This is a genomic window from Synechococcus sp. 1G10 (assembly GCF_002252625.1).
Taxonomy (GTDB): Bacteria; Cyanobacteriota; Cyanobacteriia; order PCC-6307; family Cyanobiaceae; genus Regnicoccus_A.
On the sequence record NZ_NQKW01000014.1, the window covers coordinates 49,502 to 73,239 of the forward strand.

Annotated in this window: 18 protein-coding genes, 1 pseudogene and 1 riboswitch; of the genes and pseudogenes, 8 read left to right on the plus strand and 11 right to left on the minus strand. The window is 59.1% G+C overall.

Going from position 1 to position 23,738, the window contains the following annotated elements; translation table 11 throughout:
• The first annotated feature begins 22 nt into the window (after positions 1 to 22).
• From CJZ82_RS12145 to CJZ82_RS12165, 5 genes are all read left to right on the plus strand, one after another.
• Positions 23 to 4,408 (plus strand): AAA domain-containing protein, encoded by a 4,386-nt coding sequence (locus CJZ82_RS12145; protein WP_143593656.1) that lies wholly within the window; start codon positions 23 to 25, stop codon positions 4,406 to 4,408.
• Between the two features lie 403 nt (positions 4,409 to 4,811).
• Positions 4,812 to 5,813, plus strand: a complete 1,002-nt coding sequence (locus tag CJZ82_RS17940) for a hypothetical protein (protein WP_143593657.1) — start codon at positions 4,812 to 4,814, stop codon at positions 5,811 to 5,813.
• A gap of 902 nt (positions 5,814 to 6,715) precedes the next feature.
• A complete protein-coding gene (locus tag CJZ82_RS12155) occupies positions 6,716 to 6,952 on the plus strand; it encodes a hypothetical protein (protein ID WP_143593658.1) in 237 nt (78 codons plus the stop codon).
• 106 nt (positions 6,953 to 7,058) lie between these two features.
• Entirely contained in the window at positions 7,059 to 7,250 is a 192-nt protein-coding gene (locus CJZ82_RS12160) for a hypothetical protein (RefSeq protein WP_094556038.1), read from the plus strand.
• Between the two features lie 17 nt (positions 7,251 to 7,267).
• Entirely contained in the window at positions 7,268 to 8,122 is an 855-nt protein-coding gene (locus CJZ82_RS12165) for a sugar phosphate isomerase/epimerase (RefSeq protein ID WP_094556039.1), read from the plus strand.
• Here the strand turns inward: CJZ82_RS12165 and CJZ82_RS12170 are convergent.
• From CJZ82_RS12170 to speB, 8 genes are all read right to left on the minus strand, one after another.
• Positions 8,085 to 9,191 carry an aromatic ring-hydroxylating dioxygenase subunit alpha gene (locus CJZ82_RS12170; protein WP_094556040.1) on the minus strand — a complete coding sequence of 369 codons (1,107 nt, stop codon included), beginning with the start codon at positions 9,189 to 9,191 and terminating at the stop codon, positions 8,085 to 8,087. The two genes, CJZ82_RS12165 and CJZ82_RS12170, sit on opposite strands and share 38 nt — an antisense overlap.
• Positions 9,175 to 9,942: an ABC transporter ATP-binding protein gene (locus CJZ82_RS12175; protein WP_094556041.1), complete on the minus strand. Its 768-nt coding sequence runs from the start codon at positions 9,940 to 9,942 to the stop codon at positions 9,175 to 9,177. The genes CJZ82_RS12170 and CJZ82_RS12175 overlap by 17 nt, the downstream gene beginning before the upstream one ends.
• 1 nt (position 9,943) lies before the next feature.
• On the minus strand, positions 9,944 to 10,690 hold the full coding sequence (locus tag CJZ82_RS12180) for an ABC transporter permease (RefSeq protein WP_094556042.1): 747 nt from the start codon (positions 10,688 to 10,690) through the stop codon (positions 9,944 to 9,946).
• A 10-nt stretch (positions 10,691 to 10,700) separates the two neighbouring features.
• Positions 10,701 to 11,771: an ABC transporter substrate-binding protein gene (locus tag CJZ82_RS12185; RefSeq protein ID WP_094556043.1), complete on the minus strand. Its 1,071-nt coding sequence runs from the start codon at positions 11,769 to 11,771 to the stop codon at positions 10,701 to 10,703.
• 66 nt (positions 11,772 to 11,837) lie between these two features.
• Positions 11,838 to 13,181 carry a type III glutamate--ammonia ligase gene (glnT, locus tag CJZ82_RS12190; RefSeq protein WP_094556044.1) on the minus strand — a complete coding sequence of 448 codons (1,344 nt, stop codon included), beginning with the start codon at positions 13,179 to 13,181 and terminating at the stop codon, positions 11,838 to 11,840.
• A complete protein-coding gene (gene hypB, locus CJZ82_RS12195; RefSeq protein ID WP_094556045.1) occupies positions 13,178 to 13,882 on the minus strand; it encodes a hydrogenase nickel incorporation protein HypB in 705 nt (234 codons plus the stop codon). The genes glnT and hypB overlap by 4 nt, the downstream gene beginning before the upstream one ends.
• A gap of 5 nt (positions 13,883 to 13,887) precedes the next feature.
• Positions 13,888 to 14,280: a hydrogenase maturation nickel metallochaperone HypA gene (locus CJZ82_RS12200; RefSeq protein WP_094556046.1), complete on the minus strand. Its 393-nt coding sequence runs from the start codon at positions 14,278 to 14,280 to the stop codon at positions 13,888 to 13,890.
• A gap of 3 nt (positions 14,281 to 14,283) precedes the next feature.
• Complete coding sequence (gene speB, locus CJZ82_RS12205; protein WP_094556047.1) at positions 14,284 to 15,489, minus strand: agmatinase; 1,206 nt, start codon at positions 15,487 to 15,489, stop codon at positions 14,284 to 14,286.
• Positions 15,490 to 15,514: 25 nt separating this feature from the next.
• Positions 15,515 to 15,636, minus strand: a riboswitch (guanidine-I (ykkC/yxkD leader).
• A 664-nt stretch (positions 15,637 to 16,300) separates the two neighbouring features.
• Here speB and CJZ82_RS17945 point away from each other — a divergent pair.
• Positions 16,301 to 16,843 (plus strand): FkbM family methyltransferase, encoded by a 543-nt coding sequence (locus CJZ82_RS17945; protein WP_143593659.1) that lies wholly within the window; start codon positions 16,301 to 16,303, stop codon positions 16,841 to 16,843.
• Positions 16,844 to 17,066: 223 nt separating this feature from the next.
• Here the strand turns inward: CJZ82_RS17945 and CJZ82_RS12210 are convergent.
• From CJZ82_RS12210 to CJZ82_RS12220, 3 genes and pseudogenes are all read right to left on the minus strand, one after another.
• A pseudogene (locus CJZ82_RS12210) lies at positions 17,067 to 18,159 on the minus strand (IS630 family transposase).
• A 64-nt stretch (positions 18,160 to 18,223) separates the two neighbouring features.
• Entirely contained in the window at positions 18,224 to 18,592 is a 369-nt protein-coding gene (locus tag CJZ82_RS12215) for a GtrA family protein (protein WP_094556048.1), read from the minus strand.
• A 32-nt stretch (positions 18,593 to 18,624) separates the two neighbouring features.
• Positions 18,625 to 20,268, minus strand: coding sequence for a hypothetical protein (locus tag CJZ82_RS12220; RefSeq protein WP_094556049.1), 1,644 nt, complete (start codon positions 20,266 to 20,268; stop codon positions 18,625 to 18,627).
• Between the two features lie 539 nt (positions 20,269 to 20,807).
• Between CJZ82_RS12220 and CJZ82_RS12230 the strand changes: the two genes are divergently transcribed.
• Together CJZ82_RS12230 and thiC are read left to right on the plus strand one after the other, a co-directional pair.
• Positions 20,808 to 21,851: a glycosyltransferase family 2 protein gene (locus tag CJZ82_RS12230; RefSeq protein WP_094556051.1), complete on the plus strand. Its 1,044-nt coding sequence runs from the start codon at positions 20,808 to 20,810 to the stop codon at positions 21,849 to 21,851.
• A gap of 284 nt (positions 21,852 to 22,135) precedes the next feature.
• A complete protein-coding gene (gene thiC, locus CJZ82_RS12235; RefSeq protein WP_094556060.1) occupies positions 22,136 to 23,518 on the plus strand; it encodes a phosphomethylpyrimidine synthase ThiC in 1,383 nt (460 codons plus the stop codon).
• Positions 23,519 to 23,738: the final 220 nt, after the last annotated feature.

The window sequence follows — 23,738 nt, forward strand, 5'->3', positions numbered from 1 at the left end:
CGAGGTCAAGCTGAAAAAGCAGTTGCTGGCCGCTGGGCTTGACCTAACTGAATTCAAGGTGGACTTACCAGCAGCAACGTCCTATACCCGTCCACAAGTTGAGCAGGTAGCTCAAGTTCATGCTGAATTGGCCGATCTCGTCTCATCGGTGGATTTCGATGATCTCCTTTTCGCCTTCATGGCCATTGGAGTCCGCCCTGGGGATCCGCTTGGCCGTGATCAATTGTTTGATCTGACTCAGAGATGGGCTGATGCTTTGAAGGAACTATCGGAACTAATGGGCCAAGGGGAAGACCTAACGGGCATATCACTCAAAGATGTACGCCAGCGTGCCCGAGACGACGCGGCAGTCGTTGTGAAGCTTCCCGATCCGCTGCCTATCGAGCAGGAATCACTGCTGCCCTTGCTTTCCAGCTCTGAGGTTTCCGGCGTCGCTCAGGGTTTGTTTCAGGCTCTAAGGGCGGAGCAAGCCAGTGCAGACAAGCTGTCCTCCAGCTTTGTTCGGATTCCAGATCCACTACCAGCAACAGCTCAGATCAGTGATTTCGTGGCTCGGTGGAACGGGTGGTCCTTAGGTCAGTTGGCAATGCCGAAGACCGCCGCTGATCGGGAACTCTTGAGCCAACGCCTTGAACGCTTGGGTGGTCAGGCCGAAGGAGTCCAGGTGGCCTGTGATGCCACGGGTTCTGGCCTCGGGGTTGATCAGTTCAGCCGTTCCTCCGTGAGTGCCCTTGCTGCAGTTCTGGACCATCTGAACGTTCTGCCTGGCTGGGTGTTGGAGCTGCGAGAAAAACCGATCTGGAAGGACGATTCCCATCGGTTGCAGGATCTGCTGACCCGCTATACCTCGCTGCAAGAGCAGCGGGAATCGTTGGGCTTGAGCAAGGCACCGTTGCCCAAAACCTGCTCCACGGCTCAACTGAAGCAAGCCTCCGAAGTTTTCAGGCAGTCTTGCGAGCGAGGAATGGCGGCGCAGCTCCCGAGTTCCTCGGCGGCTAAGGAGTGGGGCTTAAGGATTTCGGGGGTTCAGGCGTTGTTGGAAAGGATCCACATCGCCGTTGAGCAAGGCATCGCCGGGCACAGCCTGAGCAGCTTCACGCTTGAGCATCTGCAGGCGTTGCCAACAGTGCTGCGCGGCGTAGCCGCCCTGACTCCCAACGCGGCAATGCATCGGGGTGGCCAGTTTTGGGAGGCACCTTTGGAGGCCATGGTCTCTACCCTTCAAGCCAAGAATGATTTAGAGCAGACCCGTAGTGAGCTGGAGCGTGATGGCCTGAGCATCCCCACCGATGTCGATGCCCAGAAGCTGCGGCAGGAGGCTGAGGTCCTGGAAACGAGGAAGGGGCTCCACAAGTTGCTCAGCAGCGTGGCCGGCTCCCACAAGCGAGCATCTGAACTGGCTAGGAAACTCGGGATAAAGGAGGAAGCGCAAGGACCGCTTGGCTTGCGGCGGCTTGCTGATTTTCTGGATCAGCAAGCGAGGTATCCAGCCGAGCGTGAGGCGAAATGGTGTTCAGACGGCCTGAACCTGAGGGAAGCCGTTTCCGTGGCCCAGGAGCTGGCTTCTTACAAGGGTCACATCAGTGGTCAGCCGGCGACAGCCGCCTTTCTTGCTCTGGCACGAACCGCATCCGTAACCGATGTCCTGGCGGTGCTGGCGGTGTTTGAAGGAGGCCTGAACGGGGATCTTCAAGCGCTGGCTACCCATGAGTTGTGGGCAGGCAGGAGCGTTGTGGGTTTGACCTTGGCGGAGCTTCGCAGTCAGCTTCAAACAAATCATAGGGACCAAGAACTGTTGGAACAGGCGACGCCCTATGCGGCATGGGCCGTGGCTGCAGGCATCAGTGACGGGGCCGAGATGGCGGGTTGGTTCGAGAATGTCTTGCGGTTCCAGGAGCTGGAGTCCCTCTTCCCCCTTCCTGAGCTTGAGGCCATCGTTGGCCCATCCCCTGATCTACAACGGGTTCAGGAGGTGGTGACGGCAGCAACGACCTACAAGGGACTGTTGAGTGCCGGCGGATTGGGGAACCTGGACCCCCTGCTTCTTGGCCTTGCCAAGCCTGAACTGGAGCGACTTAGCGGGCTGGTCGGACGCCAGCTAATGCCTCGCCTGGGACAACTGCTGGCAGAAGAAGAGGCCATCCCAACAGGAGGGGAACAACAACCGATCGGGGCGTTGCTGGCCTCGGTTCAAGAGGCCATCGCTAGCTATCACCAGCTGCTCAACGACTGGGCAGCCATCGGTCTGCAGGATGGCTTGTCGAGCAGTGCCTTGCTCGAAGCACCTCTGGATCTCGAACTCCATAGCCGTCGCCAGGCTGCGGTGATCAGTGCGTCCTCCGATCTACATCAGCAGCTGGGACCTGATCTTGCCGGAACTGCGCCAGAAACGTTGATGGCTGTGTTGGCCTGGATTGGCCAGCTCCGGGAGCTGCGGCTTCCTTTGGCGATGGAGCAGCGATGCTTGGAGCAGGGATCAGCTCAGTACATCAGTTCGCAACGCGCCCGAGGCTCAGATCTGGTCAGCGCAGTCGAGCAAGAGGAGCAGGTAGCCATGCAGTTCGCCGCCGTGGCGGGGTTCAGTCCGCAGTATGTGGGTGACGAATCAGTGAAGGAGTTGGAGTCATTGCTCCATGAGGAGTTGACCGTCTGGTTGGAGTCGGCCCTTTCCTTAAGGGAAGTCTTTCCGCAGTGGGTTCGTTTTCATCAATTGATGGAAGCCTTACCAGGCAAAGCAGACCGACGGCTGGTTCAGTCGCTGATGGACAGAAACGTCCAACCCACATACTGGAGCACAATCTACTACTGGAATGTAGTGCGCAGCAAATTGGGCGAAATCGCAGACGCCAGTCCTGCTCTCAAGGGTCTTCAAGCTGTTGATCAGGTAAACCGACGCAACCGATTTCACCAAACGGAAGAGCAGCTCATGCAACTCGATCGCGCTGAAGTGATTGCAAAGATTCACCGCGATCGCTACGAGCTACCGAGTGGCATTAACCAGGGCCGAAGAGGTGAGTTCACAGAGTTGGGATTGCTTGATAACGAAACCAACAAGCAAAAACGGCACCGTCCTCTGCGTCACCTCTTCCACTACTCCGGAAATGCTCTGCGGGGCTTGAAACCCTGCTGGATGATGTCACCCTCCACCGTGGCCTCTTTGGTGCCGCGGGAAGCGATCGAACAGTTCGATCTGGTGATTGTGGACGAGGCCTCTCAGATGCCACCAGAACGAGCCTTTGGGATGATCAGCCGCGCTAAGCAATGCGTCGTGGTTGGTGATCCCAAGCAGCTGCCGCCAACCAGCTTTTTTCAGCGCAGCTCCTCTTCAGAGGAGACTGAAGAGACAGAAGAGGTGGATACAGAGGCCCTTGATGAGGAATCCATCCTCGATCTCTGCACCAAAAGTTTCAAGCCGGTGAGGAGACTTAAGTGGCACTACCGCTCTCGCCATGGCAGTCTGATTGCCTTCTCGAATCGTCAGTTTTACAACAACCAGCTGGTTGTCTTCCCCTCCTGTGATCGGGACTTTGCCATCAACCGTCACCTGGTGGAAGCCCCACGCTATGTGAGGAGCATCAACCTGCCGGAAGTGACCCTGTTGTGTGACGTGGTGCTGGAGCAGTTGGAGCTGCACCCAGAACGCACTTTGGGGGTGGTGGCCATGAATGAGTCCCAGGCCGAAGAGATTGCCGAGCAACTGGAGACGCTGTCCATTCACCACGAAGAATTGCGCAGACGCCTTGACCTGACTGACAGCAGCGAAGAGCTGTTCGTCAAGGCGCTTGAAAAGGTGCAGGGTGACGAACGCGACACCATCGTCATTTCAACCACCTATGGCCCGGCGGAGCCGGGTGGTCCATTAGCGATGCGTTTTGGACCAATCAACCAGGGCGGTGGACACCGGCGCCTGAACGTGCTGTTCACCCGTGCCAAGCACGGCATTGAACTAGTCACTTCCATGGAGTCCAGCCAAATCCACCCCACGGCCACCTCCAGTCTTGGTGTACATGCCCTGAAGGATTACCTAAAGTATGTGGAAACCAGGAGTCTGGATACGGGCCGCCAAACTGGTAGACCACCTGACAGCGATTTCGAGATCGTGGTTGCCGAGGCTCTTGAACGCAATGGCTATCAGGTCGAATGCCAGGTGGGAGTTGCAAACTACTTTATCGATCTAGCCGTAGTTAATCCGAAGCAGACGGATCTCTATCTACTGGGGGTGGAATGTGATGGAGCCACCTATCACTCGGCCCGGGCCGCTCGTGATCGCGATAAGTACAGGCAGTCAGTTCTGGAAAATCTTGGCTGGGAGATATACCGGATCTGGTCAACTGATTGGTTCGAGAATTCTGAGGCTGAGACCAGGAAACTGGTAGATCATCTCAAGAGCATAAGCGGCAGGCAGTAGTCTTGTCATTTCTTTTCTCGTAGAGCATTCATCGTCGCGTGAGAATATCTAAAATCGTAAGGGGGCAACGGGTGGCTCCTTGCCGAAGTTGTTCCTATGCAACCAGCGCGATAGCTATTTCTAGAATGATGCAGCCCATATATCGATTCGCTTGGGTCCTAGATAACATACTGCTGATTGCAGCACGAGGCGCCTTCACTAGAGCTCAAAGCTCCTATAGGCCTACCGCATAACACCACCATGCACCAGGGCCGCCACCAGACAATCATTTGCTAGATCCAGTGTTCATGCGGCCTGGTGATGGCGAACGTTAGACAGTCCGGAACTGGTGTCGCAAGCCCAGCGCACTACACTTTTCTTGCGCTATTGTCACACAACGGAGATGTGTCACTGAGTTCCCACCATGGCGCCAAGGTTTGTTCTCACTGAACACGAAGAGCCTTGGACTGAAGATCAAGTAGGCAGGGCTATTGCTTTTAACTTCCAGCAGGCAAGACGTGAGATAGAAGCAACTAGAGGAGGTCGCATGTGGTCCGCACTTAGAGAGGTCAAGGATAGTCACTGGATCCTAGATCAGGCGATTGACGACTTACTTGAGGGGATTAATCGATTTGCGCATCGAAGTCAATATCAAGACTTCTGGCTTCGTATCAATGAAGATAATCGTGGCGAATACACCAAGAATATCAAGCGATTTCTGTTTAATGCATCATCAGCATTGGCTGCACTTGTTGACCATACCCGCAACTTTCTCAAGAGTTATCCAGTGCCTGGCGAAGCCGAGGCGAGACGCATGGCATTCAAGGAGGACAACTTGCATCGCTTCCTTTTCGACCTGCGAAACTATTCACTTCACTGGAAACCTGCGCAAGCAAACTGGAATGTTTCGATGGCCGCTGGCAGAACTGGTGAATCTCGCACCGTTGCATTCTTGCTATCGAAGGCTGAATTGTTGGAATGGAGCGGCTGGAAGTCTGAAGCCGTAAAGTTTTTGGATTCTCAGCCCGAGAAATTTGATGTTCGCGAGCTTTTCATCGAATACCAGTCTCGCGTACGTAAATTCCAGTCATGGCTTCAAACAGCAGCAACAATGACGCATTACACTGACCTAAGGCAGTATCTTGAATACAAGAAGTGGCATGAGCGCTTCCATGATTTATGGCAATGGAATGCAGTCGCAGCCTATCGCGGAATGAAGAGGGATCCCTATGAGCTCCTGCGAGACTACCTGTCACCCCAGGGGATTGAGCATATCTATTCTTTCGAATTAAAATCAGACGAACAAATTAATAGACTCATTGATCTTGTAGATATCCATCAAGCCGTGGATGATCCTTTGCGCGCCAAGTTGCAAGAGTTCTTAAGGCAAGCTCCGCACTCCTGCCATGGCGAAGAAGCTGTCTAACATCAAGATTCACCTGTCACGCCACCTGGTAAGTCCTTCAGGATCACCTGAGTTCTTGCGTGCAGGTAATCTTGAGCGTTAGACCCCATAAAATATGCGAATCTCCATTCTCTGAAATTCAGTCCCTAGCAAGTCAGCTTTGGCGCACTATCTCACAGAACGAAGCGGAGCTTTAGGCTTGGATCTTGATACTGTGGCTCAGGAAGCAGGCAATGTCGCGGTTCGGCAAAGGCAGGAAGAGGCCGAAGCCGATGTGAGTTCTTTCTGCGCAAGCCACCAGGGGGAAGTACTGAATGCTGCTATGAAAATGAATTGAAGCAAAATTCAACTTCCAGCCTAAACTCTTGTTCTTGAATCCCGGAGAGGAACAGTGCACGCAGAGCTGCCTAACACGCCCCTTTGAGCCACACAAGCACAGCTCAAAAGTCGAGCAAAATGAGCGCTTGCCCTGCATGAGAACCTGAGCTAGCCAGCATTATCGCCACGAAGGCAGATTATCTTTCCAAAAGCATAGGGATTGCTTTTAGAGTTGCCAAGGTTCATAGGTCGAGCCTTGCCCAGCAGTCGCTCTCGAGAATCCTCCCTACGAGTTGCTGATGCGGGCAAGCCGAGACCCAAATTTTCTCCGACCTCAAGCACCAACGATAAGCCTTGCTTTATACCATCGCTGCCCGCTTCTGGCCTGGAGCGCCAGAGGACTCACTGAACAGCCTCACCTTCAAATCGAAGCCATTACTGCCTCCAAAAACAAAACCACGATCATCAATTGAGGAGGGCTTCATGGCTTCTCTGGCGCTGGATTGAACCCGTTTCGGAAAGATCCCGCAACATCTTGACAGCCCACGCCTTGGAGCCTCTCACCGATCAGACCTAAGATAAAATTCTTCAGCCCAAAGCGAATGTTGGCTCTGCTTCTGGCCGCCTCCATAAACGGTTCACCGAGCACAAAAATAGCCAACGCCACTCCCCCAGCGGCACCCTGCAAGATCACCCAAGAGGTCACCGGCACCGCCCCTTCTGACATCGTTCAGAAGATGTTCGCGGCCCACTTCGACGCGCCCTTGAATCGTGTCGACTGCCGTGACAACGGCCTCTGCTACCAAACATGGGGCAAAGACTGCAAAAAAGCCAACCTCTGAGCTGCCACGCCGAAGGGAAGGCTCATGGTCGCCTCAGCTTCTAGGCCACCAAGTCTCGGTAGAGTGTGCAAAGAGTGAATACCCACAGGCTTCGGCATTGAGCGCCATGGCGACGATCGAGTGCAACACCCAACAACCCAACCCCCGTCAGCAGGTGCTGGTGCATTCCTTGCGCCAGCGGATCGCCGAAGCCCGTAGCCGCCACGACGCCGACACCATCCAGGCCCTCTTCCGTGAGGCCGTCTACTTGGGCATTCAGCCGAACCTCCTTGATCAAGGCGCTGGCTCGGCCGGCTGAGCCTCTGCAGCACACCCATGGATCTGGTGGTGCTCCACAGCCTCTGGGGCTTCAGGGGCACGCTGAGCGCAGCAATCAGCCGGGCCCGCTGCCATGGCTTCAATGGGCTGGAGGCCAACCTGGCGCATCCGGTCCTAACGGGCAGCGCACCAAGCGCCGTGGTGGAAGCGTTGGCAGCATCAGGCCTGGGCCTGATGCTCGAGATCGTCACCGGCGGCGACTATGTGCCCGATCTGGCCACCACTCCTGAGGCTCATCTGAGCCAGCTGGCTGAACAGCTGCAGGCCTGCCCGCCACTCCAGCCCCTGGGAGTCACGGTGATCACCGGCAGCGACAGCTGGAGCTGGCCCCAGCAATCCTGGTTCTGGGATCGGGCCCTGGAGCTGGCATCCGCCAGCCCACTGCCGGTGAGCTTCGAAACCCATCGCTCCCGCAGCCTCGCCGATCCCTGGCGGATCCGCTCCTGGCTGGAGCGCTACCCCCAGTTGCGCCTCACCGCCGACATCAGCCACTGGTGCGTGGCCTGCGAGCGGCTGATGACGCCGGATCTGGCGCCGATCCAGGCGATCGCCGAACGGGTGGATCACCTCCATGCCCGGGTGGGTCATGCCCAGGGGCCCCAGGTGGGCCACCCGTTCGCGCCCGAGCACGCCACCGCCCTGGCGGCCCATCGGGCCTGCTGGCAGCTGTTTCTGGATCAGGCGAGAGCGCGCGGCATGGAGCGCTTCACACTCACTCCGGAGTTCGGTCCCGACGGCTACCTGCCCACCCTTCCCTTCACGAACAAGCCCGTAGCCGATCTGCTGCAGATCAACACGGCCATGGCCGCCTGGCTCAGGCGTGAGCTGGACACGGGGGCTCCAGCCCCATGATCCGCGCATAGAGCGCCTGCTGGTGCAGGATCCGCCGCTCCAGCCGATGGGCAGGGCCGGGCCTCAGATCGCTGGCATAGCCCCGCTGGGCCGACTCCACCAGGGCCCGGTCTTCCTCCAGAAAGCAACGCAGCTCCTCGATCCAGGCTGCGCCCCCGGCCTGCTGAGCGGGATCACCCAGCAGCCACACCTGCAGGCGGCAGCGCCCGAGCTCGCGGGGAGGGAAACTGATCAGGGCCAGACGCCCGTCGGGCCAGGCCAGCAGATGAATCCAGGGAGGCGCGCCGAAGGTGAGGAACTCCGGCTTCTGCGGATCAGCGCCACTGCCCTGAACCGGAACCGGGGTGGCCAGCAGATTGGTGTGGTCGCCAAAGCGATGCCGGTAGTGACGCACCGGCCCCTGCTGACGGTGCAGGGTGTTGGGGTGGGCGATGGCCACGTGGTAATCGTCAAGCGTGTTGTCGTGGGCGATCTTCCAGTTGCAGGCCAGGTCCCCCTCCAGGCTGGCCAGCAGCACCCGTGGCCGCTCCAGCCCCTCTCCCAGCTCCTGTTCCACCAGATCCAGCTGGTGCTCAAGAGGCAGTGGATCCGGACCGATCGCCACCCAGATCACCGAGCCACGCAGGGCACAGGCCAGCTCGAGCAGGGGCCAGTCCTCACGGGCGAAGGGAGTCACGAACTCCGCCTCCCGGGCTGCGGCCCGCAGGCTGCCATCCAGGTCGTAGGTCCAGCCGTGATAGGGGCAAATCAGACGGCGGCAGGCCTGGGCCGCTTCTGCACCAGGCAACAGGGCCACGCCGCGGTGCGGGCAGCGGTTGAGAAACGCCCGCGGCGGCCCGCCGGGCGGATGGGTGAGCAGCAGGGGGAGATCCAGCAACTGCAGAGCCAGGGCTGATCCCTCCGGAAGGCTGGAGAGGGCTGCCACCGGATGCCAGAAGTGGGGCGCATAAACCTGCCGTTCGCGCTCCGCCACCGAGGTGGAGCGATAGAGCTCAGCCTCCAGAAAGAGACGCTGCTCAAACGGATCGTCTGGAGCCTCCATCGTGGCCGCTTCAGCTGGCGGCGCCATCAAGAGTGCGCAGGGTGTTCACCAGCTCCTCCCGCAGCTCCAGGAACGGCGGCGACACCCTCAGGTGGGCCAGGTTGGAGCGATCCAGATCGGCCTCGACCGTCCTGACGATGCGCCCAGGCCGCGGGGCCATGATGTGAACCCGCTGGGCCAGCAGCAGCGCCTCCTCGAGATCGTGGGTGATCAGCAGCGCTGTGAGACCGGAGCGCTGCCAGAGCTGATAAAGGAACTCCTGCATCGATTCGCGGATCTGCAGATCGAGGGCACCGAACGGTTCATCCAGCAGCACCACCTTGGGATCGGCGGCCAGGGCACGGGCGATCGCCACCCGCTGCTGCATGCCCCCCGACAGCTCCTTCGGCAGACGCCGGGCGGAATCCTGCAGGCCGACCACCTCCAGGAAGTAGCCCGTGCGCTCCCGGACCAGGGCCTTGGTCAATCCCTGCAGCGACATGCCGAAGGCCACGTTCTGTGCCGCGGTCATCCAGGGGTACAGGCTGTACTTCTGAAACACCATGCCCCGGTCGGAGCCGGGCCCTCGCACCGTCTTGCCATCGAGGGCGATCACTCCGGCGCTGGGGCGCTCCAGCCCGGCGATCAGGCGCATCACCGTGGACTTGCCGGAGCCGGAACTGCCCACCAGGGCCACGAATTCGCCGGATTTAATCGAAAAACTGATGTCATCAAGCACCAACTTGGCGTGACGACCCTCGCCGAAGCTTTTGCTGACGCCGTTGACGGACAGATGCATCTCAGTTAGCCCAACGGCAGCTGCGCCGCAGCACAGCGCGGAAACCCAGATCGATCAGCAGGCCGATCAGGCCGATCACAATCAGGCCCACGAAGATCTCATCGGTGCGCAGGAAGCGCTGGGCCAGACTGATGCGCTTGCCCAGGCCCTCATTGGCGGCCACCAGCTCCGCCACGATCACCAGATTCCAGGCCGAGGCCATGTTGATCCGGTAGGCATCGATCACCTGGGGGGCGATGAAAGGGGCCACCACACGGGTGAGGATGGGCAAGCCACGGCCCCCAAGGGTGAGGGCCGTCTCGATTAGCTCAGGCGGCACGAATTTGACCGCATCCATGATCATCAAGGTGTTGAAGAAGAAGGTGCCAATGAAGATCAGCAGCACCTTGGGCAGCTCTCCCAGGCCGAAATAGATGATCAGCAGGGGGATGAAAGCAGGCGCCGGCATGTAGCGGATCAACCCCAGCAGGGGCTCCAGCAGCCGGCACACGAGTGGATTGCTGCCCATGGCGATGCCCAGGGGCAACGCCAGGCCGGCGGAGAGGGCGAAGCCGAAGAAGACACGCTGGATACTGGCGAGGGCATCACCCACCAGGATTCCCTCCTGGAACTGGGTCGCAGCCGCCTGCCACACCGCCGGCGGGCTGGGCAGGAAGAGGGGATCCACGGCACCGCTGAGGCTGATCAACGACCAGAGCAGCAGCACCACGATGATCCCGAGCGGACCAAGCAACCAGGGGGAACGCATGGCGGATCGCTCAGGGGGCCGAATCGACGAAACGGGCGTCGAACAGCTTGGTGAGATCCGGTGGCGTCTTGGCCAGGCCCACCTCCTGCAGGAAGGTGCTGATCTCGCCGGCGGCAAACGGCAGCGAGGCCATGGTGCTGCCGGGCTTGAGCGCCTCGCGGTTCTGCTCGAGCGTGAAGATCGTGGTGCCGAGGTCGTACTCCTTGTATTCGGCCTCGCTCACCCCGGCCCGGGCCGCCAGGATCGTGAGACTGGGGCCTGGGTTGGCCTTGATCTCCTTGAGGGTGGCGAACCAGGCGTTCACCACCTTCTGCAGTTGCTCGGGGTTCTTCTCAACGAACTCACTGCGGCAGACCAGGTGATCGCTGATGGCGCCGGGGAACTCCTTGGAGGAGAACAGGGTGGTGCTGCCGGGACGCTTGAGCGCCTGGGTGGTGAAGGGCGCGAACACGCCCACGGCATCAACCCTCTCAGCCACGAAGGCCGCTGCTGCCGCTCCGGTTTCCAGGGGCACGAACTCGATGTCCTTGGCCGTGAGGCCCGCCTTCTTCAGGCCCAGGAGCAGCAGGTAGTGATCAACGGTGCCCTCTTCAGCAGCCACTTTGCGGCCCTTGAGCTGGGACACCGCGGTGATGCCCTGGGCGGCGATGATCTGATCATTGCCGGTGGAGTTGTCGTTGGTGAGCACCACCCGCAGATCGGCACCACCGGCGATCGAGCTGATCGTGTCGTTGAGGGTCTGGCTGTTGCAGTCGAGCTGGCCGGCGTTGAGGGCGTTGATCGAATCGAGATAGCCGTCGAACCACTGAAGAGTCACGGGAACGCCGGCGGCCTTGAACAGGCCCTTCTCCTCGGTGACCTGCCATGGAATCCAACCGGGCCAGGCACTGAAGCCGATCCGCACGGGCGTGGCGCCCTTCTGCGGAGGGCTCTGGCAGCTCGCCAGCAGGCCACCGCCCAGCACCGCCAGCAGACCGAATCCGAGCAGCCGCTGCCGCCTGCGCCTAGAAACCTGGGAACGCTGAGTGCGGGACGTGGGGGTGGGCATGGAGGCGAGGGTAGAAGGGGGGATGGAGGTCATCGGTTAAGTGGGGAAGGAACAGGGAAAGACATCAAGAAGCGGGAGAGATCAACATCTGATCGTTGTTCAGAGGAACTCGAGATAGCGCGCCAGTTCCCAGTCGGACACGCAGGCGTGATAGTCGGCCCATTCGGCTCGTTTGTAGTCGATGAACGCGTCGGCCATGGCATCACCGAACACCAAGCGGGAGAGTGGATCAGCGGCAAAGGCCTCGATCGCCTCCCCGAGGGTCCGCGGTAACACCTTCAGACCCCGCTCTGCCCGCTGCTGGGGGCTGAGCCGGTAGGCATTGACGAGATTGGCAGGGCCTGGATCCAGGTCCTCCCTGATACCTTCCAGCCCCGCCGCAAGGATCATCGCCGCACCGAGATAGGGGTTACAGGCACTGTCGGCGGCACGACATTCCACCCGATCGGCAGCGGATGGAATCCGCAGCATGTTGGTGCGGTTGTTGTTGCCGTAGCAGATGAACACCGGCGCCCAGGTGAAGCCGCTCATCGAGCCCTGGGCCACCAGACGCTTGTAGCTGTTGACCGTGGGGGCGATCACGGCGCAGATCGCCGGCGCATGGCGCAGGATGCCGGCGATGAACTGCTCCGCCAGAGGGGAGATACCGCCCTCTGTGGCGCCCACGAAGAGGTTCCGGCCCGTGGCTGGATCCGCCAGCGACATGTTGAAGTGGGCGCCGCTGCCGGTGCGATCACTGAAGGGTTTGGGCATGAAGCTGGCGATCAACCCATGGCGGTGGGTGATCTCCTTGAGCATCAGCCGGAAGAAGGTGAGTCGATCCGCCATGGTGAGCGCCTCGGCATAGGCGAAGTCGGTCTCGAACTGGCCATTGCCATCCTCGTGATCGAAGGAATACACCCCCCAGCCCAGATCATTCATCGCCTGAACCAGCTCATCGAGCCAGGGCAGATTGTCGAGCAGGCCAGTGAGGTCGTAGCAGGGTTTCTCGAGGTTGTCGCGGGAGCTGGCGGGCCGGAGAACGCCGTCATCTCCACGGCGCAGCACAAAGAATTCGGTCTCGATGCCGAGGTTGAAGCGGAAGCCCATCCGCCCGGCTTCATCCAGGGCGCGGATCAGGATGTTGCGGCTGCAGGCCTCGAAGGGCTGGCCGTGCAGGTGCAGGCTGCTGGCCAGCCAGACCACATCGCGGCGCCAGGGCAGCACCGTGGCCGTGGCCAGATCGGGGATGGCAGCCACCTCGTCGTCGCTGACATCCTGGGGAACACCATCGAGGGCGGCACCGGTGAACAGTTCGGAGCCTGCAAGCATCGCCTCGAAATGGGCCAGCGGCACCGCCTTGGCCTTGCTGCTGCCGTGCAGATCCACAAAGCTGGCCAGGGCATAACTCACCCCCTGGCTGAGCAGGTCGAGCTTGCGCTGCTGCCAGCTCAGGCTGCTCATCCCACCTCCACCAGAGCCGCCTGGCGGGTGTGCTCCCGGGTGGTGGCCAGCACCCACTGGTGCCAGTCATCGAGCCCGGCGCCGCTGCTGGCCGACACCTGGAAAACTTCGGCGGCCGGGTTGACGGAGCGGATGTGGGTTTCGATGCGCTCCACCGCGACGGGCAGATAGGGCAGCAGATCCACCTTGGTGATCAGCACACAATCGGCCTCCCGGAACATCACCGGGTACTTGAGCGGTTTGTCGTCGCCTTCAGTGACACTCAGCAGGGCCACCTTGAGGTGCTCGCCCACCTCGAATTCAGCTGGACAGACCAGGTTGCCCACGTTCTCCACCCAGAGCAGATCGAGAGCGGCCGGATCCAGCTGCGCCTGGAGCTGACGCAGGCCACCGCTCACCATCGCCGCATCCAGGTGGCAGGCGCGGCCGGTGGTGATCGGCACCACCGGCACACCCACGGCTTCGAGGCGCTGGGCATCGAGCTGGGTGGTCATGTCGCCCTCCAGCACCGCCATCTCCAGATGGGGCGCGAGTGCCGTGATCGTGCGCTCCAGCAGGGAGGTCTTGCCGGCGCCGGGGCTGCTCATCACGTTGAGGCAGAGCAGGTTCCAGGCATCGAAGTGCTCGCGGTTGTGATCCGCCTGGTGCTGATTGGCGGCCATCAGGTTGAGGCCGAGGGTGTCGGTGAGGGGCATGTGCATGGGAGTCAGCGCGAAGGAACGGCGGCGGGATCTGAGGTCTGTTGCGGCAGGCTGTAGTCGACGGAGCGGATGCGCAGCTCACGGCCGCTGACGATCTCCTCCATGGGCCGATCACAGCAGGGGGAGCGGTAGGCCTGATCGGGATCGGGGCTGTAGACGCCGGAGCAGCCCAGGCAACGGGCCCGCAGGGGAACGGTCTCGATCTCGAGCGTCGAGCCGTCGAGCCAGGTACCCTCAACCGCGGCAGCGAAGGTGAACCGCAGCGCCTCCGGTTCCACGCAGGTGAAGTCACCCACCTGCAGGTGCACGGCTGACACCACGGGGGTGAGGGGCTCCTGCCCACGCTTCCACTCCTGCAGGGAGAGCAGCAGGCACTTGGTCATGTCGACCTCATGCACGGCCTATCTCCACTTCTGATCGACGGCCATGTTGCAGGTGTCATGCAGCCAGGCGGGCTTGCCCTTGCGGGGCAGCTGACCACTCACCACCAGATGGGCCATCACATCGCAGATCACGCGGGTGGCCATCAGCGAAGTCATGTCGCTGATGTCGTAGGGGGGGGAAACTTCCACCACCTCCAGGCCGCAGACCGGCACATTGCGAACGATCAGCTCCAGCAGCTTGAGCGCCTCGCGTGGCAGCAGGCCGCCGGGTTCAGGCCAGCCGGTGCCGGGCACGAAGCCGGCATCGATGCAGTCGATGTCGAAGGAGATGTAGACGCAGTCGGTGCCATCGGTGGCACGCTCGATCGCGAATTTCGCCGCCGCTTCCAGGCCCATGTCGCAGATGTCGGTGACGGTGAGCACGTTGGTGCCCCGCTCCCGGCAGACCTTCACCCCTTCACGAGGCACCTGCCAGCCGCCGATGCCCAGCTGTACGAGGTTTTCGGCCGGGGCGTTGGCCATGTTGGTGGCATGGAACCAGGGGCAGGTATGCATGCGCTCGTCGAGGTCGATCTCCTGGGTGTCGACATGACGATCGAAGTGGATGATGCCTACCTTCTTATCACCCAGATGGCGGCAGACGCCTCGGACAGTGGGAAAGCCGATCGAGTGATCTCCACCAAGAATGATCGGGAAGGCGCCACTGGCGAAGACGTGCGCCACGCCCTTGGAGATCTGATCGAAGCTCTTCTCGTTGTTGGCCGGAATCGTGAAGATGTCGCCGACATCACAGAGCCTGATCGACTCGCGCAGATCCACCCCCATTTCGTAGTTGTAGGGCGTGTAGAGGGCCGAGATGCGGCGGATGCCCTGGGGGCCGAAGCGGGTGCCGGGGCGGTAGGTGGTGCCGGAGTCATGCGGCACGCCCATGATCGCCACATCGAACTCACCGACGCGGTTCACGTCTTCGATGTAAGGCGCCTTCATGAACGTGTTGATCCCCGCGTAGTGGGGCAGCTCACCACGGGAGAAGGTGGAAATGCGCCGGTCGACGATGCTCTCAGCCGCCTCAAGGCCGTAGAGCAGGCCCTGATCCACCTCCTGCTGCCAGCCGGTGAGCGGCAGGCGGGCTTCCTTCTCGAGTGCCTCGGCACCCTGGCGGCCGAGTGGCGGCGCCTGAGTACGCGGGTCAAAGGCCCCTTCCGGGCCTGGGGATGCGGTCATGGCAAACACGGAGGTGGGTGGTGCGGTCTCCCGGGCTTTTATCCCTCCGTGCAACCGGGTGACCCCGGTGAGCTTCTCTCGGACCAGACGCCGCATCCGGCTCGCCGAGGCGAACTGATGCCAACCGGAACCCTAGAAGCTGCTTCCGCCATTGAATGCTCTCCCGGTGAGGGAGGCGACGTTGTTGCTTTTGCTACCGAATAGGAATTGGGTGCATAGGGTTCGCGCAATGCCATCGATCAAAAGCATCTTGATGAAAAGTAGTTCCCCACCAGCAAACTGGGGGACTGTCCGACGTTAAGGATGTAGACCTGTTGATGCTGTTGGCGCCATGGAGGGCCGGGTCGATTGCAGACTGTGTGAAGCAGAAACGTGAGAGCATCCGGGAATGGTTTGCTGAACTGTCTAAGAACAAGTTTGAAGCATCGCCAAGCCGCTTGAATCACCCTATAAGTATAGAGAGAGCTCGAACGGTCGCTATCGAGCACACGATCATTTGCATCCCTATGAACAGGTGCATTGAGGTTCCACACAAGATGCGAGGCTCCAAAGCGGCAACAAGCGAGACCCCCAGTTCCCACATTGCACGTGAAGCTCTTGGCCTGGCCGGCGTGAGACTCTGATGTTGACCGGAGATGGCAACTCGGAGTGGTTACCGGACCCGCCCATTAAGCCTTAGGAGAACAGCAGGGCATGCTATGTTTCCCAAGATAGTGATGGGCCTAAATGAAACGAGTCATCTACGACCTTGGGACAAATAACGGAGGCGATGCTCCCTATTATCTCCTCAAGAGTGATGTCGTGGTAGCCATTGAAGCCAATCCTGATCTATGCAAACAAATTAGATCCAGGTTTAAAAGACGAAATCCAGGCAGGAAGACTGATCCCGGAAAACTGTGTAGTCATCGCGGGACAAGAGCAATCAGAAGTTTCATTTTATCTGCATAAGGAAAAACATGTGTTCAGCCAGCTGTCACGCCCTGCTCCCTCGATTCTTGAGAATTACGATCAAATCAGGCTTCCGTGCAAGCCTGTCGCTGATATTGTCAATGCCTATGGAAGCCCTTTCTACATAAAGATCGATATCGAGCATTATGATGCGCCAATCCTGCAGTCTCTGTTTCAACACAACTTTTACCCACCATATATATCTGCCGAGTCTCATGCGATTAATGTATTTTCAATATTTCTAGCGCAGAGGGGATATAACGCATTTAAGCTTGTTGATGGCCGCTCCGTCTCTAGCGATTATGCCAATCGCACTATTCAATGCGAAAGAACAAAAGATCTTGTCAAGTACTCTTTTCCCTATCACTCAGCAGGTCCCTTTGGCTGCGACAGTGATGGCGAATAGCTAACTGCTGATAACTTCTTCAGCCTTCTGTGTCTAGAGGGACTTGGGCGGAAGGATATCCACGCTTCAAATATTGAGATACCTAATCTAATAGCATGAGCCAGACCTCCGATTATTTTAAGCGATTGATTAGCAGAGACCAGATTCTCGACTACTGCAGAGGCAGAAATGACATTCTGTATGATCTAGCCAATCCAGGCTCGATCATACAGAACAACAGGATCTAGTGCCTCGTCCCGGAGATTTGCGAGCACAGTCTTTGGAGCTTCTCCAGGATTGAATCCGCTGTGGCGGTCCAGTTGAACGGGGCTTTGGTGGTCTTGTTGTGGGCAGCAACGAACTGCTCAATCCTTGCGATCAACTCCTTGACGCTGGAGAAGCAGCCGCGCCGGATGGCCCGCTGGGTAATGATCCCAAACCAGCGCTCCACCTGGTTGAGTCAGGAGGCGTAAGTGGGCGTGTAGTGGACGTGGAAGCGCGGTCGCTGCGCCAGCCAGGCGCGGACCTTGGCGTGCTTGTGGGTGCAGTAGTTGTCGACGATCAGGTGGACATCCAATTCGGCTGGAACTGACTTTTCGATCAGGCGCAGGAACACCAGGAACTCCTGGTGCCGGGGCGGGGTCTGCACTGGGTCGTCACCTCGCCGGTGGCCACGTCAAGGGCGGCAAACAGTGTGGTTGTGCCGTGGCGGATGTGGTCGTGGGTGACGCCCTACACAAAGCCCAGGCCCATGGGCGGTAGCGGTTGGGATCTATCCAGCGCCTGGATCTGGGTCTTTTCGTCGACGCAGAGCACCATCGCCTTGTCCGGCGGGTTCAGGTACAAGCCGACAATGTCCCTTACCTTCTCAACGAAGAAGGGGTCGGTCGAGAGCTTGAAATGCTTCTGCCGGTGAGGCTGTACCGAAAGGTCTGAAGCCAGCGGTGAACAGTGGTCTTGGGGATGCCAGTCGCTGCAGCCAGGGAACGGGCGCTCCAATGGGTGCTGCCATCGGTGGGTTTGGTCTGCAGAGCCCGGTTGATCACCTCAGCCACGGTGTCTTCCTCATAGGTGCGAGGTCGGCCGGGGCGTAGCTCATCGTGCAAGCCCTCCAGACCCAGTTCCCGGTAGCGTTTTCGCCACTTGCCCACGGTCATGCCCGTCAGCCCCATCCGCTTGGCGATGGATGTGTTGGTCTCGCCAGCCCCGCAGGCCAGGACGATCTGGGCGCGCTGCACGATGGAGTGGGGCAAAGAGCGGGAGTTGGCGATGCTCTGCAGCTGCTGAACTTCGTCCTCCGTGAGGACCAGCGGCGGCATCGGACGGCCGATAGCCATGGAAAGACTCCTTCGGGAGACACTCCATATTGTATCAGTTATTTCCGGAACTGTACATTAGGGACTAGCCTGAAAAAGTGAGTCGCGACTGCCCAAAGTAGCATAGAACCGTGAAGATGGTCACGGCGATGAGCTGGGCTGGCACAGGGGCGATAATCATCAGGAGGGCTTTCAGGGTGATGAGGTTGATCAGGTAGCTAACGCAAAGTACGAATCCGTAGCGGACTGCCCCGGATGAATTAGTTTTGGTGCGGAACGTGAATTTGCTGTGAGCCAGATAGCCCACCGCACCGGCAAATAGGTAACCCAGCAGGTTGGCAATCACGGGCATCCCGGTGATTGCCTGAAGCACAAGCACCGACGCATAGCCATTGGCGGTGTTGAAGATGCCTGTGAGCAAGAAACGCCCGAACTGACTGCTGGAAGATCCCATGGTTGCAGGCTTGTGAGGGATTCGACTCTCTCTCAAGGCTGATGGGGACCGATTTTTCCATCCTTCCTCTCCCAAGAAGGATAGTGCTTGCGGAATTCGGCTGTCAGCCAACTGCTCGCTTCTTGGCTGGGCAGAGAAGTGCGCTTGAAGATGTATACGGTATTGCCGTCTGAGAGCCTGAAAGATCGATGTGACTTTCTTTCGTAAGATTTTGCAAGAGGATTCTTCGGGTCAAAAAGGGCTCGAACTGGGATCACGACCACCTGCTGATGCTTCGCAGGCAGATGGAGTGAAGGCTCCCATGTTGTAATGATGTAGTCTGCTGAGAGGGCTTTTTTCAAGGCAAAGCCATCACGTAGATCCACATCACCAGCGCCATCCACTCTAGGAGCAATCTCGGGGCTGAGGCTTGCGATAATTGATGGGTTCAGTTCCACAGAGGATGCCAGGATAAGAATTTGCTTATCGGTATATTCTGGGACACTGAGCTCTTTCACCAAGTCAATCAGCACAGGATAGCTCTCGATCCTGAACGGAGGGAACGTTGCCCTGGCCTGTAGGGGTTTGCTCCAGGAAAGGAGGGGTGAGCGCTGGATGTCGGTCCAAGCAAGCACAGGCAGTGAAACCGCCGAGAGGAGCCCCAGCAGCAGTGCTCCCAGGCCTGCCCTGCGACGACCCGTGGCTTGGGCGTTGATCAGGGTCAGTGGCCAGGCTGCAAGCGGTGCCAACCAGAACACAAAGGGCAGCGTGTGGTGAATGCCGGGGGCCTGGGTATGCTGGAAGAATGCATAACTCAGCAGTCCCACGCAAAGGCAGAAGAGGGCCTTCGTGTTGCGAATACGGGTAGCATAAAGAGCCCCGCATCCTGCTAGCAGGGTCCAGATGGGACCATTCCGTTCATACATGGTCACCAGCTTCTCGCCAGTCTCGGCCTGGTAGGCGGAGTAGATAAACCCGTAGGAAGTGGTTAGAATCTTTTGCAACAGAGGCCCCTGAACGATCAGTGCAGGAAGCAGCAGGGCGACTCCTGCCAACAATGTATTGCGTAGAAACCTCCCCAGCAGAGTGTTTCGGATGCCATCGGCGAACACAACCTGCCATCCAGCGAAGCTCAGGGTTACGAGGATGATCGCTACGATTGAGTAGGCGAAGTGCCGCCGCAGTAGGAATGTGCACCACAGCAGCAGGCCAATCCAAAGACTCTGTCGAACTGATGCTTGAAGCATCGAGTTGGTTCGGAGAATTAGCAGCCCGGCTAGCCCCATCGGGATCAGAGCGGCAATGTCCGGGTAGCCACGCAACGTAGGAGCCCAGAACATCGGATAGAGAAGTACGCAGCCAAGGGCAAGCCAGAATGAGATTCCACGCCCGCTTCCCTTCCAGCACTCCTGGATTAGTAGAACGAGAATGATGCTGGCCGGGATCAGGTAGAGGAGAATGAGAGAGAGTATGTAAGCTAGGCGAGAATCACCAACTAACAGAGAAATTGGAAGTAGCGGCAGAACGGGTGAAACGTTGTAGTCACTTGTCTGTAGGCTGGAGGTGATGGTGGCTAGGAAATTCGGCCAGTCTCCCCTCCTAAGCTCTTCGGTAAGCTGGCGGTACTGGTCATGGTATCCCGCATAGTCCCAGAAATAGCCTGGGGTTTCGTGGCCGACGTAGGCAGCACCAAACAAGACACATAGCAGCGCGATTAATCCGAGGGCGATAGTTCTTGACCAACCCGGCGAGGGTGGTATGCACGCACCTTTCGGGCCCGCGCGCCCGTTCACTTGCTTGCCCGAAGGCTAGCTGTTGACTCCATCGATCAGGATCCGCTTCTCATGCAGAATACTCCAGAAGTGGTCAGGAGCGCCACTACTTTCTCAAATTAAGGTCACATCAAAAAGATCTGATAGGTCAGCGGGACTAATCTGATCAAGTCTTGACAATGGGTTTCAGTTGTTCTGGACAGGAAAAGCACGATTATTACACTCGCAGCCAGGTTTTGCCACGTGGAAAACCCTGGCCCCACTCTCTTATCTGCCATCCATCCGGTCAGCTTCGGTATGGGGATGACCTTCTTGTCTCTGGTATGAAGCTTCTTTCGGTGGTCAACCATCGCGCATGCATGCTAATTTGGAATGATCTTCATTGCAGACCCCTTTAGCGCTGCTTAGGACATGACCATTGATAAATCCGCGTCTGTGGATGCCTGGCCACAGCGTCGAAGACGGTGACACGTTTCACTCCGATCGTTCTGTTTGTTGTTCCCTGTTACAACGAGGAAGCCGTTCTTGACCAGAGCATCACAACCCTTCTCACAGAATTAGAGCTTCTCAGTGAGGCCGGCCTCTGTGCGCTGGAGGGATCTGGTGTCCTGTTGGTGGATGACGGCAGCAGAGATGCCACTTGGCAGCTGATTGATAGGTGGTCGCATCGTGACTCGCGCGTGAGTGGGCTTCGGCTTTCCCGCAACAAGGGGCATCAGGCTGCGTTGCTTGCTGGCTTGGCGGCCGTAGTCGATTGTGCTGACGCATCGATATCCATCGATGCGGATCTTCAAGACGATGTTAGCGTATGCAAGGAAATGCTTTCTTTCTATCGGCGAGGGTACGATATTGTGTATGGCGTGCGCGCTAATCGCAGCACAGATTCAAGGAGCAAGCGCTTCTTCGCCAATTCTTTCTATTCTTTGATGCTGCTCATGGGTGTCGAGATCATGCCCGGCCATGCCGACTTCCGGCTGATGTCCAGGGGCTCTCTGGCTGAATTGCTTCGATATAAAGAGCGCTCACTTTTCTTGCGCGGGATGATACCGCAGGTCGGCTATAAGACTGCATCCGTGCACTACTCCCGTAAAATCCGCGAGTCCGGTGTATCAAAGTATCCCTTTCGAAAATCCTTCTCTCTGGCTGTTGATGGCGTGATCTCGCTTTCCTACAAGCCACTCCGGTATATTGCCTACCTCGGCGTGCTCATGGCACTTGTTTCGTGCCTAGGCATGATTGCCATCATGAGCAATTACCTGCTTGGAGGCACCATCCACGGTTGGACTTCTCTTATGGTGGTGATCACGGTCATCGGTGGAGTTCAGCTGCTGGCTCTTGGCGTGATCGGCGAATATCTTGCACGTGTGTACAAGGAGGTCAAGCGTCGTCCTCTCTACCATCTGCAGGCCAGGACCGGTTCGCTGTTCCATGCCCCCTCGGCGGGTTCCGGCGAGGGGGCATGGCCGCACGATGATCCGCCGGGCCCAGCTTCTCACCGCCTCCGATAGGAGCTGCTACTTGCCCAGGTGCTCTGGGATTGAACTCCACAGGGGCGCCTATGCCCGCCAGGGTTGTGACCCGGCTAGGATTCTGCGGTCACTAGGGGTGTCCGGGGCTTAGTTGCTCCCCTGGGCTGAGATCACACCCTCCGAACCTGATCCTGGTCATGCCATTTCAGGGAAGTGTCCCAAATGCAACCGCGGTCCGATCGGACCAGGTGGCGCCCGGATCCGGAGTCGTGCCCTCGCCAGTCAGCGGCCCCCAGTCCAAGCGCCCATTTCTCGAGCCGATCATGCGCACCGCCTGGATTGAGAAGCGTCGCGGCCACGCCAACGTTTCGCAGATGCACTACGCCCGTCAGGGTGTGGTCACCGAAGAAATGGCTTTCGTGGCCAGGCGGGAAAACCTGCCCGAATCGCTGGTGATGGAGGAGGTGGCGCGGGGGCGGATGATCATCCCGGCCAACATCAATCACACCAACCTGGAGCCGATGGCGATCGGCATCGCCTCCAGGTGCAAGGTAAATGCCAACATAGGCGCCTCGGCTAATGCTTCCGACCTCGATGAAGAGGTGGCCAAGCTGCGGCTGGCGGTGAAGTACGGCGCCGACACGGTGATGGATCTCTCCACCGGCGGCGTGAACCTCGATGAGGTGCGCACGGCGATCATCAACGCCTCCACGGTGCCGATCGGCACGGTGCCGGTGTATCAGGCGCTGGAGAGCGTGCACGGCTCGATCGAGAAGCTCGACGCCGATGATTTCCTGCACATCATCGAGAAGCACTGCCAGCAGGGCGTCGATTACCAGACGATCCATGCCGGATTGCTGATCGAGCACCTGCCCCTGGTGAAGGGACGCCTCACGGGGATCGTGAGCCGCGGCGGCGGCATCCTGGCCCAGTGGATGCTGTATCACCACAAGCAGAACCCGCTGTTCACGCGCTTCGATGACATCATCGAGATCTTCAAGCGCTACGACTGCAGCTTTTCGCTGGGCGATTCCCTGCGGCCCGGCTGCCAGCACGATGCCTCCGATGCCGCCCAGCTGGCGGAACTCAAAACGCTGGGTCAGCTCACCCGTCGCGCCTGGGAGCACGACATCCAGGTGATGGTGGAGGGTCCGGGCCATGTGCCGATGGATCAGATCGAATTCAATGTCAAGAAGCAGATGGAGGAGTGCAGCGAGGCGCCCTTCTATGTGCTTGGCCCACTGGTGACGGACATCGCTCCCGGCTACGACCACATCACCAGCGCCATCGGCGCGGCCCTGGCCGGCTGGTACGGCACGGCGATGCTCTGCTACGTGACCCCCAAGGAACACCTGGGCCTGCCCAACGCCAATGATGTGCGCGAGGGCCTGATCGCCTACAAGATCGCCGCCCACGCCGCCGACATCGCCCGCCACCGTCCAGGAGCCCGCGACCGTGACGACGAACTCAGCCGCGCGCGCTACGCCTTCGACTGGAACAAGCAGTTCGAGCTCTCACTTGATCCCGAGCGCGCCCGTGAATATCACGACGAAACCCTGCCGGCCGACATCTACAAGCAGGCGGAGTTCTGCTCGATGTGCGGGCCCAAGCACTGCCCGATGCAGACCAAGATCACCGACGAAGACATCGAGGGGCTGGAGAAGGTGCTCGCGAAGCAGAAGGAGGAGCAGGCTGCGGCGGCGTGAACTGACGGTTGCTGCGGCTGCAGAATCTGAAAGCCCGGGGTGAAACACCCGGGCTTTTTCTTGATCCTGATTCCGATTCTGGTGTGAACCTGGGTCTGGACAGCCTCTCTATGTTTGGCCTCCTGCAGGGGTGTGACCATGCGGTTCTCAGACCCGTGAACCACGGCTAGTCTTGCGATGCATTTGGTCAGATACCACGCGGCGCAACGGTATTGCGCGA

Bases quoted from the DNA above. Each gene is read 5' to 3' on its own strand.
- CJZ82_RS12185 (WP_094556043.1), bottom strand. From the start codon at position 11,771: ATGACCTCCATCCCCCCTTCTACCCTCGCCTCCATGCCCACCCCCACG.
- CJZ82_RS12175 (WP_094556041.1), bottom strand. From the start codon at position 9,942: ATGCATCTGTCCGTCAACGGCGTCAGCAAAAGCTTCGGCGAGGGTCGT.
- CJZ82_RS12170 (WP_094556040.1), bottom strand. From the start codon at position 9,191: ATGGCGCCGCCAGCTGAAGCGGCCACGATGGAGGCTCCAGACGATCCG.
- hypB (WP_094556045.1), bottom strand. From the start codon at position 13,882: ATGCACATGCCCCTCACCGACACCCTCGGCCTCAACCTGATGGCCGCC.
- CJZ82_RS12180 (WP_094556042.1), bottom strand. From the start codon at position 10,690: ATGCGTTCCCCCTGGTTGCTTGGTCCGCTCGGGATCATCGTGGTGCTG.
- CJZ82_RS12160 (WP_094556038.1), top strand. From the start codon at position 7,059: ATGGCGACGATCGAGTGCAACACCCAACAACCCAACCCCCGTCAGCAG.
- glnT (WP_094556044.1), bottom strand. From the start codon at position 13,181: ATGAGCAGCCTGAGCTGGCAGCAGCGCAAGCTCGACCTGCTCAGCCAG.
- speB (WP_094556047.1), bottom strand. From the start codon at position 15,489: ATGACCGCATCCCCAGGCCCGGAAGGGGCCTTTGACCCGCGTACTCAG.
- thiC (WP_094556060.1), top strand. From the start codon at position 22,136: ATGCGCACCGCCTGGATTGAGAAGCGTCGCGGCCACGCCAACGTTTCG.
- CJZ82_RS12165 (WP_094556039.1), top strand. From the start codon at position 7,268: ATGGATCTGGTGGTGCTCCACAGCCTCTGGGGCTTCAGGGGCACGCTG.
- CJZ82_RS17940 (WP_143593657.1), top strand. From the start codon at position 4,812: ATGGCGCCAAGGTTTGTTCTCACTGAACACGAAGAGCCTTGGACTGAA.
- CJZ82_RS12215 (WP_094556048.1), bottom strand. From the start codon at position 18,592: ATGGGATCTTCCAGCAGTCAGTTCGGGCGTTTCTTGCTCACAGGCATC.